Consider the following 15,164-nt stretch of genomic DNA (forward strand, 5'->3'; position numbering starts at 1 on the left):
TTCCGTGAGCGATTTCTCCCCCTATAAAAAGCTAGCAACGACGATCAATTGAGGCTTTACGGTCACCGCAAACTGCAAGCTTTTTCAACGTTCAATTTGTTTCTTATGCCGGATTGTTGTTGATGCTGCCTGATAGTGCATTTTCCAACAACAAACAGAAAAAAGTGCAACAGCGTTTGCCGATAAGCTTAACAGACTGACGCAATTTATAGTTTTCGGGATAAGAAATTAGTCTCCCGCTCTCTATCCACAAAAACTCAGGCCACCACGTCATCAAAAATTTGGCTAACAGTGTTTGCCGTTTCAACAATCAGGCTCTCGACGTGGTTCAAATCCGGTTCGCCTACAGTCCTTTGTAAGAGATCTGCCAGCCCCGGCGGCATATCATCCGGATCGAGCTTGTCATTCAGGCATAACCGCATCATCTGACTTAAATTTGTATATACGCGATAAGCATGATGAAGTTCGCCAACGGAAGAGATAGACAAGAAGGATTGGGGCAATTTTTCCAGAACTTCGCCTGTTGTACGGCCTACAACAAATTCGCTTTGGTGCGTAATCAATGCGAATTGAGCAATGAATTCAAGGTCGACTTGCCCACCACGCATTGTTTTGAAATCCCATATATTGATCGGCGGTTTTTCCTGCTCGATCAATTCGCGCATTTCGCGCACATCATGGGAAACCTTTTTCTTATCGCGCTTTAAAGCAATAATAGCGGCCACTTCATCTTCAAGCTCTTGCAAAAACAATTGGTCGCCTGCAACGCCGCGCGCACGGGTGAGTGCCAGATGTTCCCACACCCACGCTTCATTTCTTTGATATTTTCCGAATGCCTCGAACGGCACAGCAACCGGCCCCTTATTTCCCGATGGACGCAATCTCAGATCAACTTCGTAAAGAACCCCCTCGCCTGTCGGTGCCGACAAAGCCGATACCAGACGTTGCGTCAGACGCATGTAATATTGGGAAATATAAAGCGGCTTTTCACCATCCGACATTTCTGTCTTATTGTCGTAATCATAAAGCAGGATAAGATCGAGATCGGAACCGGCCGTAAGCTCATGGCTACCAAGTTTGCCCATCCCCAATATTCCGACGCGTCCGCCTTTGACAAAACCATGCACACGGGAAAATTCCTGCTCGACGGCCTCAAGTGTATTGGCAATCATCAAATCGGCGAGATCAGTGAAAGCACGTGCAGCGCGCTCACCTTCGATAGCACCGTTAAGAAGCCTGATGCCGATGAGGAAGCGCTGTTCACTTGCAAAAAGGCGCAATTGATCAAGAATATCTTCATAGTTGGAAACGCCGCTTAAGAAAAATTCCAGCCGGTTTTGCAAATAGGTTTTTGTCGGCAATTCGGCAAAAATTGCCGGATCAAGCATACCGTCGAAAATGTGCGGTTTTCTGGTAATAATATCGGCAAGACGCGGTGCCGAGCTCATGATGAGAACCAGCATATCCAGCAACGAAGGATTGGATTGTAACAGGCTGAAGAGCTGGATACCTGACGGAAGCCCCTGTAAAAAAGCATCAAACCGTGACAAGGCCTCGTCTGCTCTTTTGGTAGCACCAAATGCTTTAAGAAGCGCAGGTGTCAGTTCTGTCAATCTTTCTCTGGCTTCTGCAGATTGGGTTGCACGATAACGCCCGAAATGCCAAGTCCGGATGATGCGGCAAATATCACTGGGGCGTGAAAAGCCCAATTTCGATAATGTTGCAAGCGTGCCCGGGTCATCATCCTCACCGGTAAACACCAGATTTCCGGCCTCCGACCCTAGTTCCTTTTCCTGTTCGAACAATGCTGCATAATGATGTTCGACGGTTGTCAACGTTTCCAGAAAATCGCGGGTAAAATCATTGATATTTGTGTACCCCATCATATAGGCAACGGCGGTAAAGTCTCTATCATCCTCGGGCAGGATATGCGTCTGTTCATCTTCGAGCATCTGGATGCGATGTTCAACATTGCGTAAATAAGCATATTTCTCGCTCAATACATCGCGTGTTTCGACATTGATCCAGCCGAGAGAACAGAGTTCGGCAAGCATATCGACAGTACGCCTCCCCCGAAGTTCGGGAAAACGCCCGCCGGCGATCAATTGCTGGGTTTGCACAAAAAACTCGATTTCGCGTATTCCACCGCGTCCGAGTTTGACATTGTGGCCGCGAACAGCAATTTCCCCATGGCCTTTATAAGCATGAATTTGACGTTTGATTGAATGGATATCAGCAATAGCCGCATAATCCAGGTATTTGCGCCATATATAGGGGGATAATTCGTGGAGAAACTCTTCACCAGCCTTGATATCGCCTGCGACAGGACGCGCTTTGATCATGGCTGCACGTTCCCAATTCTGTCCCCGACTTTCATAGTAATGGAGAGCCGCACTTATTGGCAGAGCAAGAGGAGTAGAGCCGGGATCGGGGCGCAACCTCAAATCGACGCGAAAAACATACCCGTCAGCGGTGCGTTCCTGCATGATACGGATAAGCCGACGCATCATTTTGGAAAAAACATCTATGCTTTCAAATGGTTCGCCAATATGGGACGACGTTTCGTCAATAAAAACAATAAGGTCTATGTCGGAAGAATAATTAAGTTCGCGAGCACCGAGTTTTCCCATTCCGAGAACAACGAGTCCGCACCCTTTTTCCGGATTGTTGTAATCGGCAAGACTGATTTTGCCTTGATTATGTGTATCTCTTAATAAAAATCGCAGGGCAGCCCCGAGTGTAACCTCGGCAAGTTTTGTCAACCATTCCGACGTCATGGCAGATGTAAAGAGCCCGCCAAGATCAGCCAGCGCAATCAACACATGCATTTCAAGTTTTTTTTGCCTCAGTGAAGCCATCAAAAGCGCTTCGGTGATATTTTCAAGCCTATCTATCCGCGAAGTTTCCTCAAGCAAATCATGCAACCGTTCCGATATATCTTTATGAAGAAGCGGAGCAATAAAGGCCGGATTGCGCACAAGCGTTTCACGTAAAAAAGGTGAAAGCGTCATGACTGTACCCAGAAATTCCGACTGGCCCTTGCCTTTTCCAAGTTTGCTGGCAAGTTCTTCGAGCCCATTTTCACGGGCTTTGTCTGTCATATCGGCCAGCCATTGTGCGCCGGTTGCATCAAGCGGGGTTAAATGTTTCAACTTTTCATTCCAGAAAGCTTGTTGCATCACTCTTCGTCTTCCCTAATTATACGGCATGACAGTGCTATCTCATGTCTTTCAACATTAATAGAAGACTATTTAATGAACAACAGAAATGACAAACGACTAAATTGAAATGCTGTGTTATTGTTTTTCTTAAGCTGCAGCTTTTTCTGTTTGATGTTATGCGACACCAATTTTGCTGTTATGGCTTTTTTGTACCGATTTTTTCTTGTGACAACTCGGGAAAAGAAAGAACAGCTTTCAAACCGGGCTTTGCATCCTCAAGTATAAGTTCGCCACCATGAAGTTTCATAACGGCTTTTGCCAAACTCAAGCCGATTCCAAAACCCGGTTTTGTGCGGCTATCTTCAAGTCTCACAAACCGTTTGGTGACCCGTTCCCTGTCTTCAGGCGCAATACCCGTGCCATTGTCACTCACGATAATTTCGATACGGCCAGCATTTTTTGCCATAGATAACGATACCAAAGGCTTTCTTTCAGGTACCGTACCATATTTGATGGCGTTTTCGATCAGATTGATGAGTGCTTGCGCCAGAAGTTCCCTGTTTAACAACAAGGTTACATCAAATGTTTTGCCCATCTTGAATGTAACGCCTGCTTCTTCGGCAACCGGCCCGTAGAGCTCCCCGACATCTTCAACAATAGGACGTGCGTCAAGCCTTTCCAGATGCTCGACCGATGTGCTGGCCTCGATACGGGAGATCATGAGGATAGCGTTGAATGTGCGGATCAATTGGTCGGATTCAGCAATAATTGCCTCCAACGTTTGACGATAATCAACATCTTTGTCGCGCCTAGACAATGCTTCATCAGCGCGATTACGCAACCGTGTTAAAGGTGTTTTCAAGTCGTGGGCAATGTTGTCTGATACATGGCGTAGGCCGACATTGAGTTCTTCAATACGGTCAAGCATGACATTGAGATTTGCAGAAAGCCGATCGAACTCATCGCCTGCCCCCGAAACCGGAAGCCTTCCTGTCAAATCTCCGGCCATAAGGCGCTGGGAAGCAGCCGTCACCTGATCTATGCGTTTCAAGGCGCGCCTGCCGACAAAAAACCAGATGAGCAATGCTCCAACAGCCATGGCAGCCAACGCAAACATCAATGCCTTTTTGATAATAACAATAAAAGTTTCAGGCTCGCCGATGTCGCGCCCAACCAGCAATTTCATTCCGTTTGGCAGATCAATTACAGTTGCAATAGCACGATGTTTTATCTTTTCCCCGCTATCGCCAAACCGCGAATAAACGACGGAATTGTGAAGTAAGCCGCTACCATTCAAGAGTCCCGGTTCTATACTTTGTACATTACCGGCCAAAAACCGTCCCTGTGGATCAGCTACAAGATAAAGAAAAGCACCCGGTTGACGTGACCGGCGATCAATGGTTCGCACAAGAAGTGGTAACCCACCGTGTTGATAGGCATGCGCGATATTGCCGACCTCTTCATTCAACGTCTGTTCAGTCTGTTCGGTCAACATGGAAACAGCGAGTGACGTCATATAAATCGAAAGCCCGATGGCAACCAGTCCAAAAAGAATGACATAAAGGGCTGACAGGCGCACGGCCGTGGTGCGCATTAGGCTTTTGATCCTGCTCATGATGGTTTATCAACTGCTTTCAACATATAGCCGGCACCGCGTACGGTATGAAGAAGCGGTGTATCAAAACCCTTTTCAATTTTCGAGCGAAGTCTCGAAATATGAACGTCAATGACATTGGTTTGCGGGTCGAAATGATAGTCCCAGACATTTTCGAGAAGCATAGTGCGCGTAACAACTTGTCCGGCATGACGCATCAGATATTCAAGCAAACGGAATTCCCTTGGCTGCAGAATGATATCCTGGCCTCCACGCTTGGCAGTGTGCGCCAAACGATCAAGTTCCAAGTCACCCACGCGATAAATTGTTTCGGCTTCTTTAGGATTTTTACGCCGCTGTAACACTTCTATGCGGGCGAGCAATTCTGAAAAGGCATAGGGTTTCGTCAGGTAATCATCGCCTCCGGCGCGCAAACCCGTTACACGATCATCAACCTGTCCCAATGCCGAAAGAATAAGTACCGGCGTTTCGATACCCTTGGCGCGAAGCGCCATGATAACCGACAATCCATCCTTTTTCGGTAGCATACGATCAACAATGAGAACGTCATAATGACCATTTTCTGCCAATGTTTCTCCTGTTTCGCCATCACCGGCAACATCGGCAGAATGCCCTGCCTCTGTTAAAGCTTTTTCCAGATAGCGCGATGCTTCACGATCATCTTCGATAACAAGAACTTTCATAAAGAGCACCTCGCATAACTAAAACAAGCATAAGCTATGGCAAAACTTTGCCATAGCTTGTTTACACATATGACGCCTATTTATTGGCAATCGGCAAAGCAACAAAACGGTTTTGTCCATTGCTTTCAACTTGCAACAAAACGGCTGTACGTCCGGATTTCTTTGCTTCCTTGATTGCATCAACAAATTCGGCAGCTTTCTTCACCGGATGGTTATTGACCGTCATGATAACATCGCCGGGACGAATTCCCTTATCCGCCGCATCGGAATCCGGATCGACATTGGTTACGACAAGCCCCGAGCCTTCCTCGGCAGGAGTGACAGTCAAACCGTAATCATCAAGTGTTTCAGATGAACCGTTTTCGCCTTGAGGCAAAACCCTTCCATCGCTCTTGTTTTCGTCTTTCGGCATTGCGGCAATTTTTACCTTTATATCGGTCTGTTTGCCATCTCTCCAAACACCAAGTGTTGCGGTTTCACCCGGTGTGATATTTGCAATGTGGCGTGCAAGATCGCGTGCGTCGGCAACCTGTTCACCGTTGACAGAAATGATTGCATCACCGGCCTTGACACCGGCTTTTGCTGCCGGTCCATCCAAAGGATCGGCAACCATTGCGCCTTTGGCTTCCTTCAAGCCGATGGAATCGGCAATCTCTTTGGTAACAGGTTGAATTTGAACACCGATCCAGCCGCGCTCGACCGAACCTTTTTTAATAAGCTGGTCAACAACCTGTTTTGCAGTTGACGAGGGAATGGCAAAAGCAATGCCAACATTGCCGCCGGAAGGCGAGAAAATCGCCGTATTAATGCCGACGACCTGACCGTTAAGGTCAAAAGTCGGACCACCAGAATTACCGCGATTAACCGCTGCATCAATCTGGATAAAATCGTCATAGACACCAGCGCCGATATCACGCCCGCGTGCCGAGACAATACCGGCTGTCACTGTTCCGCCAAGTCCGAACGGATTACCGACAGCCACAACCCAATCACCGATGCGAACTTTTGAATCGTCGGCAAAATCAACATAGACAAATTTGCGCTTGTCGTTGACTTTCAACACAGCAAGATCGGTACGCGGATCGGTCCCAACCAATTTTGCATCAAGCTCGGTTCCATCATCAAGCACAACCGAATAGGTTGTTCCGTCCGAAACAACGTGATTATTGGTGACGATATAGCCATCTTCAGAAATAAAGAAGCCCGACCCCTGTGCGATCGGCCGCGGTTTCGACCGTTGGCCCGGACGCGCCTGCGGACGGTGATGTTCATTAAAATCCTTGAAAAAACGTTTGAGCGGATGATCATCAGGCAACTGGTCTATGCCGGGACCACCAAAAAATCCCGTAAATCCCTGATCACCATTTTTCTTGTCGCTCTTGACCTGAACGGAAACAACTGCGGGCTTTACCTGTTCGACGACATTGGCAAAACTTTGCTGTTGAACACCTTCAACGTAAACCGGTTTTGCCTGAGCAATATTGGTAGAAAAACCCGGTCCTGCGAAAATCATCGATCCCGCCAAAGCGGTTGACATCGTAATAGTTGCCAACGTTTTGCGAATAGGGGACATCTGCATTCTCATAAACTCCTTCTAGACTGCGGCTTTAACGCATATGTTGACGGAAAGATAAGATGTCAAACCTTACCATCGCCTGTCCAATTTATTAAAATTTTGTAAGGTTTTAAGAAAATGCAAGTCTTTTCAAAAAGATCATTCCGTCCTTTTTCTTGTATTTTGACGGGTTACCGCTTTTTCGCCTTCAATATCCGGTCAAGTTGCTGTTTTTCAGCTTCGCTGAGCGGCATCAACTTGTTGTGTTTGCGCCGCTTGACCCTAAAGATAATCGCCCCTCCGGCAATCACGATAATCAAAAGTGGTGCAAGCCATAAAAGTATCGTCTCACCATTCAATCGTGGTTTTAACAACACAAATTCGCCATAGCGGGCAACCAGATAGTCGACAACCTCAGTATCTGTGTCACCGGCTTTCAAACGTTCGCGTACAATAAGTCGTAAATCGCGGGCAAGCGGCGCATTTGAATCGTCAATCGATTCATTCTGGCAAACGAGACAGCGTAAATGCGAAGAAATATCGCGCGCCCGTGCTTCAAGTGCCTGATCTTGCAAAACTTCGTCCGGTAACACCGCCAAGCCGGCACTATTTATCAAACAGCAAAAATAAAAGGCAGCAAAGATTCGACAAAAAAAACGCATCAAGCCCCCTTCTTCGACTTTTTGCTACGGGTTAACGCGCGTTGCGGAGCACCTACGCGGAGCCTGCGATCCGACAACGAAAAGAGCCCGCCAATCATCATAAATATTGCACCAAGCCAGATACAGACAACTTCCGGTTTCCACCAGATATGAAGCACCAATCCGTTGTTATTAACGTCGCCCGGAGCAATGTAAAGTTGGGACAGCCCATAATTCTTTATGCCCGATTCTGTTGTCGGCATATTTTGCGAAGGATAAAAGCGCTTGGCTGCTGTGATGGTTCCCAAATCCTTGCCCGCCTTCGATACTGAAAATTGGAATTGGGTTTCCGAATAGTTGGAACCATGAACATTACGGGCACCTTCAAGCAGCACCTGTTTGTCCGCTATCGTTGCGTTCTGACCTGCCCCAATTCTCAAAATGTTTTCTTGACCGAAGGTTGCCACTACAACAATGCCGAACAATGTAATGCCTAAGCCAATATGAGCCAATGCGGCGCCGTAATTTGACCTTGGCAATTTACCAAGGCGTCTTAGACGGACGAAAAATCCTGTGCTTTTGGTACCGCTCTTGAACCAGAGGTCATAAAGGCCGCCGAAAAAGACGAATGCTGCCAGTCCAATCCCCAAGGAAGCGAGAATTGATCGCAAGGATGTCTGGTAAAAAACAATCAATGTTGCAATAATTGCCAGTACAAAAACGCCCGAAAGCCGTTTGGCAACAGCAAGCATATCGCCCCTTTTCCACGCCATAAGGGGGCCGAACGGAACCATCAATAACAGCGGCACCATAAGGGGTCCGAAGGTCAAATTGAAAAAAGGTGCACCAACCGAAATCTTTTGGCCCGTCAATGTTTCCAGAAGTAAGGGGTAAAGCGTGCCGATGAGCACGGTAGCCGTTGCAGTTGTCAAAAATAGATTGTTAAAAACCAATAGTCCTTCGCGTGATATAGGACGAAACAGACCACCGGTTTTAAGAGATGATGCACGCAAGGCAAAAAGGACTAATGCCGCGCCGATGAAGAAAAACAGAATGGCAAGGATGGCACGTCCACGTGCCGGATCAACCGCGAAACTGTGAACCGAGGTGAGAATGCCCGAGCGGACAAGAAAAGTTCCCATCAGCGACAAGGAGAATGTCAAAATGGCGAGAAAAAGCGTCCAGATTTTCAAAGCCCCACGCTTTTCTAAAACGATAGCAGAATGAAGAAGCGCAGTGCCAGCAAGCCACGGCATCAGTGAAGCATTTTCTACCGGATCCCAGAACCAGTATCCACCCCACCCCATTTCATAATAGGCCCAATAAGAGCCGACCATGATACCACCGGTCAAAAATATCCAGGAAACCAATGTCCATGGTCTCACCCAGCGTGCCCAGGCCGCATCAACACGCCCGTCAAGCAAGGCAGCGATTGCAAATGAAAAACAGACCGAAAAGCCGACATAGCCGAGATAGAGAAGCGGCGGATGAATAGCAAGTCCGATATCCTGCAAAATAGGATTAAGATCACGTCCCTGAAGAGCGGGAGGATTAACTCTTATGAACGGGTTTGAGGTGAAAAGAATAAACAGCAAAAATGCTGTAGTGATCGACGCCTGTGTCGATAAAATCAGTGCTTTCAACCGCTCCGGCAAATTACCGCCAAAAAGTGCAATAAGAGAGGAAAAAAATGTGATAATAAAAACCCAAAGCAGCATTGAGCCTTCATGGTTCCCCCACACGCCGGTTATCTTATAAAGAAGCGGCTTTTCGGAATGCGAATTTTGCACAACATTCAGAACCGAAAAGTCCGAAACAATATAGGCGTGAATTAATGTGGCAAATGCAACGAGCACAAGCACAAAGACAAGATGGGCAATAGGCGAGGCAGCATCAACCAAACGCCGATCGGAACGGTAAACACCGATGACAGGAACAATCGTCTGGAATATTGCTACAGCGAGTGCCGCACAGAGTGCAAGAGAACCGATCTCAACGCTCATGTTTCTGATAGGCCTCCCACAATCCTTGGGCTTTGAGCCTATCGACAATATCTTTCGGCACATAGGTTTCGTCATGTTTTGCCAAAACACGATCGGCAACAAAAACACCATCCGGCACAAAATGGCCTTCTGCAATGATTCCCTGACCTTCGCGAAAAAGATCGGGTAGAACGCCATCGAATTTCACAGTTTCCTTGTTGGAAAAATCGGTAATTGCAAACGTTATTCTGGTTCCGTTTTCTTTATCAACCGAACCTTTTTCAACAAAACCACCGAGCCGCAAAGGCCTGCCGGATGAAATATCTTCACCGGTTATTTCTGAAGGCATGCGGAAAAAACTGGCGGTACCCCGCATGGCATAAAGAACAAGCGCCGCTGCAACCGCCAATACGACGAGCCCACCCAATATCATCATCAGGCGTTTGGTCTTACGACGCCGCAACCCTTTCTGGATTGTCAAACGTACGGCTGTTTCATTGCTCATAATCTTGTTTCCTGACTTTCACGTTAAGAGACTTTTAGTTCAACGCAAGCCCTTGCGCTTTTGCATAAGCCTCAAGCTCTGACGCTTTATCTTTTGTAAGTTTCGATATTCCCTCTTTTAACGCGTTTCTTGCCTTTCCGGTTTCCTTCAAAACCAGCCAAGAATGAATCAATTGTTTCCACCCTTCAAGATTGTCCGGATTTTGTTCAAGTTTTTGTGCCAATCGTTCCACCATTGCGTGAATGGCATCATTGTTATCATTATCACTGGCAACTGGTTTTTTTCCGGTACCGGAAGATGGTTCGTCGTTTCCCGAAATCGCGCCGCCTTTAGCTCCCCGTTCGCGGGAGGCGGCGTCAATTTTTGCTTTCTCCAGCTCTTTAATCATCATTTCAACACGCTGGCGTCCGGCATTGTCTTTCACTTGTCGCGAAAGATAATCTTTCAGCCCTGATATTGCTTCATCAATTTTCCCTACCTGTCGGAGAGATTCAGCAATAAAGAGACGTGGATAGAAGTCATCCGGAGACAATTTTGCTGCTTTTTCGAAACTTTTCTCGGCGTCTTCACTTACCGTTCCACCATTATAGCCGACAAGAGCCATCCCGTAGCCCACCAGACGGGGTGCAGAATCGCCATTCAAACGTAAAGCACTGACGTATGTATTGACAGCATCCTGAAAACGTCCGGCAACAAGATAACCGGTTGCAAGCTCGTCCGCCAATTTTCCGTCATCCGGACTGCGCGCAAAAAGTGCTTCCGTGCGAATAAGCTTTTCTTCGGGCGTCAGTTCTGCGGGATCTTTCATCATAAGATCGTTGAAAGGATGGCTTTGAAGTCCCGGATTTCCCAAAAGCGAATAAACACCTATGGTAATAAGTGGCACGCATAAAACCGCTACAATAATAACGCCCTTTAACCCGCGACTGCGGTGATTTATAAAAGCGTTTCCGGTTTTTTGCTTTTCAGCCGTCAATATATTGCGCGAAAGTTCAAGCTTTGCTTCGTCAGCGCTTTCCTTGTCAATCAGGCCGCGCTTCAAATCAGCATCAAGTTCGGATAATTGGTTTTTATATATTTCGATATCCGACGTGGAAGAATCCACAACCACCCGTCCCTGCCCGTTTTTGATCGGGCGACTAACGGCATAGAGCACAACCATTGTCACTATGGCTGCGAAAATGAGAACGATAACCCAAAATGTCATGATGAGTTCAATATAGAAACGTTAGAGAAAAAACCAGAACCTGCACTGTTTTCTCGCGTCAAATTGATTGACTAGGCGATGGAGGATTGATGAAATGTGTCAAATGAGCGGCGACCATGTACCGTTTGCGTTACGACATGCACTACCATGAACGGTTTGTGGAACACCATTAATTGTGAATGAATGGCTATATTGGCGACAATTTTGTGAACCGACTTGATAGGGTTGCCCCGGTGTGACACTACCCGATGCCCCATTTTTGGCGGATGTCCAGGTCACTGTTTTTCCGGCATCTGTATATTCAAGTGCTTTATATTCGGCTTCAAGTGCCTGCTTGCGATCGTCTTTTGAAAGCGACTGTATCGATGATCCCAACAATCCGTTTCCCATGGTTTGCAAAATAACCTTTGTATCGGCAAGCCCTGTTACACCATTCGGTGCACGACTATGGCTACAAGCCGATAAAGCTGCAAACAAAACCAACAGGATGAAACTGCGTATCTTCATGCTGACACCAACAAATTCCGTTACTCCTTTTTCATATCGGTTTAGGAAACGGATTACAAAACTTTTTTTCGTCACAAAGTTACACTATTTTTTAAAATATATAGGAAAAACAGTGGGGTATAAAAGCTCACGGAATGTTTTATGGAAAGTTGGAAACAAAATAACGTATAGTTGTATTTCAACGAAATAAATTTTCTTTTTCCCGACGAACTTTTAAGAGGATTGATTAATGCGGCGGATGTATTTGAACGCCATGGTGTTCGGTTTGGGAAGTCATACGGCTTCCTGGCGGTTACCGGATGTTGATCCACTTGCAATTACCCGCCTGTCCTATTGGACAGACATTGCAAAACGGGCTGAAAGAGGTCAATTCGATTCGCTGTTTTTAGGTGATATTCTTGCTCTTCAACATGAAGTAAAATATAGCGTAAGCGGCGCGCTTGACACCGTTGTGGTTTTATCGGCATTGGCTGCCACCACCGAAAAAATCGGCCTCATTGGTACAGCTTCCACAACATTTGACCATCCTTATCATATTGCCCGACGCTTTGCTTCGCTTGATCATATTTCCAATGGTCGGGTCGGTTGGAATATCGTGACATCAACAACATTGTCGGAAGCAAAAAATTTCGGGCGGGATGTTATTGCCCCCTGTCAGGAACGTTATGCACGTGCCGAAGATGTTCTCAATGCCGTTATGACACTTTGGGAAAGCTGGCAACCCGGTGCACGCATTGCCGATAAAAAAACCGGTCTTTATCTTGATCCTTCAGCAGTTCATAATGCCAATTATACCGGTTCATATACGCGTTCTATCGGTCCGCTCACTGTGCCACGTTCGCCACAGGTAAAGCCGATATTGGCACAAGGTGGCGCCTCCGAAATCGGTCGTTCGTTTGCTGCCCGCTACGCCGATCTGGCTTTTACTGTACAATCCAATTTGGCCGGCGCACAGCAGTTTTATAAAGATGTCAAACATCGCACAGAAGAAGATGGCCGGAATTTTGATGATATATTGGTGTTTCCGGGAATCGTTCCGGTCATTGGCAAAACACATGAAGAAGCAGAAGCAAAATTCAATTATCTGAACAGTTTTGCTGTACCTCAATCGGGTATCCAGCGTCTTTCCTACATTTTCGATAAAGATTTGTCCGGCCTGCCACTTGATGAACCACTCCCTGAAGCTTTATTGAAAATGGCAGATGTTGAAACCGCACCAAGCCGCACTCGTCTTATTCTGGGTGATGCTCGTTTGCGCAAGCTTACACTGAAACAAATGGTAGAGCGCTTCATGTGCTCGCGCGGCCATCTTCTGGTTGTCGGAACGGCCGAAGAAGTCGCAGATACAATGCAAAACTGGTTTGAAAATGAAGCAGCCGACGGATTTAATGTGCTGTTTCCCTCACTCCCCTTCGACATTGACGTATTTTCCGAAAGCGTCATTCCAATTCTTGAAAGAAGAGGTTTGCACATCAAACCTCGTGGGGGCGAGTTGTTGCGTGAACGTTATCAATTACCATTCCACGAGTTGGAGGCAAGCCAACCGGCTGCACCTAAACATTATATGGCAATGGGTATTTCGACGACGCATCATTGATGCCTGCTCTTTTTACCGGTAGCGGCAGACATATTCGAGCGATTAATTTCGAGCGAATAATTGTTGCGACCGATGATCGTGTCTCATGACAGCTGTCAAACACCGTCAATGCTATAAACTTTTATGGAATTGGCGAAGTGTTGTGACTTTCAAACACGCTTATATTTGCCCGGTGCAGAACAGGAAATGAAGTGCGCGAATGCATCTTTTCATTCCGACTGTTTGTAAGAAGCCTCGCCCGAATTTTTCATGAGTTTGCATAAGGCAGAGTAAGCGTTATGCAAAGCCCGCCAAGCTTTGAGTTTGTCAATTCGACACTTCCTCCATATTCGCCAACAAGTTCCGCAACGATTGCAAGTCCAAGTCCTGTTCCCGGCTTGCTTTCATCCAATCTTTTGCCCCGTTCAAGGGCATCTTTGCGCTGGTTTTTAGGAAGTCCCGGGCCGTCATCTTCAACAGAAAGGGCAAACATCGGGTGAACAGAATCTGCGTCTGCAACCTCTTTGTTTAAAGTTTTACAGCTTAAAACGACCCGCTTTTGCGCCCATTTACAGGCATTTTCGAGAATATTTCCGACCATCTCTTCGATATCCTCTTTTTCTCCGATAAAGATAATCTCGGGTTCGTCCATCGAGAAAGAAATTTCTTTCGAAAAATTGAGCTTACCCATAACTCTGACAAGTCGCTCCAATAATGGTCGAATTGGTGTGCGATAAATAACACTATCACGTTGGGCAGCGATGCGGGCACGCTGTAAATAACGGTCAATCTGGGCACGCATAATATCGGTCTGCTCTTTAAGCAGTTTTACATTAAGCGAATTACGATCAAGAGGTTTGCTGGCGCTTTGATCGATTTCATTGGATATGACTGATAAAGGCGTTTTCAACGAGTGGGCAAGATTTCCCACCTGGACGCGAAAACGTTCAACAATACGTTGGTTATTATCAATCAACGCGTTCATTTCACCGACAAGCGGCATAACTTCCAAAGGCAGATCCGTGTCAAGGTGGTTGGCCTTGCCAGCACGAATATCGGCCAATGAGTGCCTTATCCGTTGAAGGGGGCGCAAACTGATGTAAATGATGACAAGATTGATGAGAATACTTGCAGCACCGAATAACGAAAGATAGAGGAGCAATGTCTTCTTGAATTTTTCAAGTTCTGCTCGCGTTTCATCAATATTTCCCATAACGCGAAAGCGGGCAACACGATTTTTGTTGTCTAAAATAACATCACTTTCGACAACGCGCAAGCGCTGGCCTTCCGGTCCTTTAGTTCTATATGAACGAAAAAATTTTGGATCGAAAGGATCTGTTTTCTCGCTTGGAGAGGCTACTTTTTTTACTCCCAGCGACGAAGAAGTCAGTCTACCCTTGAGATTACCGGATAGTGCGACCACTTCCCAATACCAGCCGGAAGAAGGGTCAGAATATCGTATATCCCCGAGTTCGGGATTTCCTTGCAGCTTTCCGTCGGAAGAAACATTAACCGATGATATCAGACTATAAAGGTGAGCTGTAAGAATGCGCTCCAGATAATCGTTATTTGACTGGCGGTAGAAGACGAGGCTGACAACCGATATGAAGGCCAGCGCTGCAATAATCCACAAAGTCAAAAATATATTGACCCGAAGCCCCAGTGATTTACTGATGGTCTTGAAAAAAAGCTTCCAGTTCGTTTCGCCTTTTACCGTTTCCATGGGCAAAAC

General features: G+C 46.6%; 11 protein-coding genes. 1 reads left to right on the plus strand and 10 read right to left on the minus strand.

The genetic code is table 11. The annotated features are described in order from the left end of the window. Positions 1-257: 257 nt before the first annotated feature. The 9 genes from H3V12_RS04955 to H3V12_RS04995 form a co-directional block, all read right to left on the minus strand. A complete protein-coding gene (locus tag H3V12_RS04955; RefSeq protein ID WP_198213828.1) occupies positions 258-3,179 on the minus strand; it encodes a bifunctional [glutamine synthetase] adenylyltransferase/[glutamine synthetase]-adenylyl-L-tyrosine phosphorylase in 2,922 nt (973 codons plus the stop codon). A 178-nt stretch (positions 3,180-3,357) separates the two neighbouring features. Beyond that, complete coding sequence (locus H3V12_RS04960) at positions 3,358-4,776, minus strand: HAMP domain-containing sensor histidine kinase (protein WP_198213205.1); 1,419 nt, start codon at positions 4,774-4,776, stop codon at positions 3,358-3,360. Continuing rightward, positions 4,773-5,459: a response regulator transcription factor gene (locus H3V12_RS04965; RefSeq protein ID WP_075870105.1), complete on the minus strand. Its 687-nt coding sequence runs from the start codon at positions 5,457-5,459 to the stop codon at positions 4,773-4,775. Before H3V12_RS04965 ends, H3V12_RS04960 begins: the two co-directional genes overlap by 4 nt. Before the next feature lie 76 nt (positions 5,460-5,535). Next, positions 5,536-7,038: a Do family serine endopeptidase gene (locus H3V12_RS04970; RefSeq protein ID WP_198213207.1), complete on the minus strand. Its 1,503-nt coding sequence runs from the start codon at positions 7,036-7,038 to the stop codon at positions 5,536-5,538. Between the two features lie 167 nt (positions 7,039-7,205). After that, positions 7,206-7,676, minus strand: coding sequence for a cytochrome c-type biogenesis protein (locus H3V12_RS04975; protein WP_198213210.1), 471 nt, complete (start codon positions 7,674-7,676; stop codon positions 7,206-7,208). Beyond that, positions 7,676-9,658 (minus strand): heme lyase CcmF/NrfE family subunit, encoded by a 1,983-nt coding sequence (locus H3V12_RS04980; RefSeq protein ID WP_198213212.1) that lies wholly within the window; start codon positions 9,656-9,658, stop codon positions 7,676-7,678. The genes H3V12_RS04975 and H3V12_RS04980 overlap by 1 nt, the downstream gene beginning before the upstream one ends. Continuing rightward, the gene (gene ccmE, locus H3V12_RS04985; RefSeq protein WP_198213213.1) at positions 9,648-10,142 is read right to left on the minus strand and encodes a cytochrome c maturation protein CcmE; all 495 of its coding nucleotides are present in this window, start codon (positions 10,140-10,142) and stop codon (positions 9,648-9,650) included. The genes H3V12_RS04980 and ccmE overlap by 11 nt, the downstream gene beginning before the upstream one ends. A gap of 34 nt (positions 10,143-10,176) precedes the next feature. Further along, complete coding sequence (gene ccmI, locus H3V12_RS04990; RefSeq protein WP_198213222.1) at positions 10,177-11,349, minus strand: c-type cytochrome biogenesis protein CcmI; 1,173 nt, start codon at positions 11,347-11,349, stop codon at positions 10,177-10,179. A 99-nt stretch (positions 11,350-11,448) separates the two neighbouring features. Continuing rightward, entirely contained in the window at positions 11,449-11,856 is a 408-nt protein-coding gene (locus H3V12_RS04995) for an RT0821/Lpp0805 family surface protein (protein WP_083650230.1), read from the minus strand. A gap of 229 nt (positions 11,857-12,085) precedes the next feature. Here H3V12_RS04995 and H3V12_RS05000 point away from each other — a divergent pair, with 229 nt between their 5' ends. Continuing rightward, positions 12,086-13,453, plus strand: a complete 1,368-nt coding sequence (locus H3V12_RS05000) for an LLM class flavin-dependent oxidoreductase (protein WP_198213224.1) — start codon at positions 12,086-12,088, stop codon at positions 13,451-13,453. 247 nt (positions 13,454-13,700) lie between these two features. On the opposite strand, the gene H3V12_RS05005 is transcribed toward H3V12_RS05000, so the two are convergent. Next, positions 13,701-15,155 (minus strand): ATP-binding protein, encoded by a 1,455-nt coding sequence (locus tag H3V12_RS05005; RefSeq protein ID WP_198213226.1) that lies wholly within the window; start codon positions 15,153-15,155, stop codon positions 13,701-13,703. Positions 15,156-15,164 lie beyond the last annotated feature (9 nt).

The organism is Bartonella sp. W8167 (assembly GCF_016100335.1).
GTDB classification, from domain to species: Bacteria; Pseudomonadota; Alphaproteobacteria; order Rhizobiales; family Rhizobiaceae; genus Bartonella; species Bartonella apis.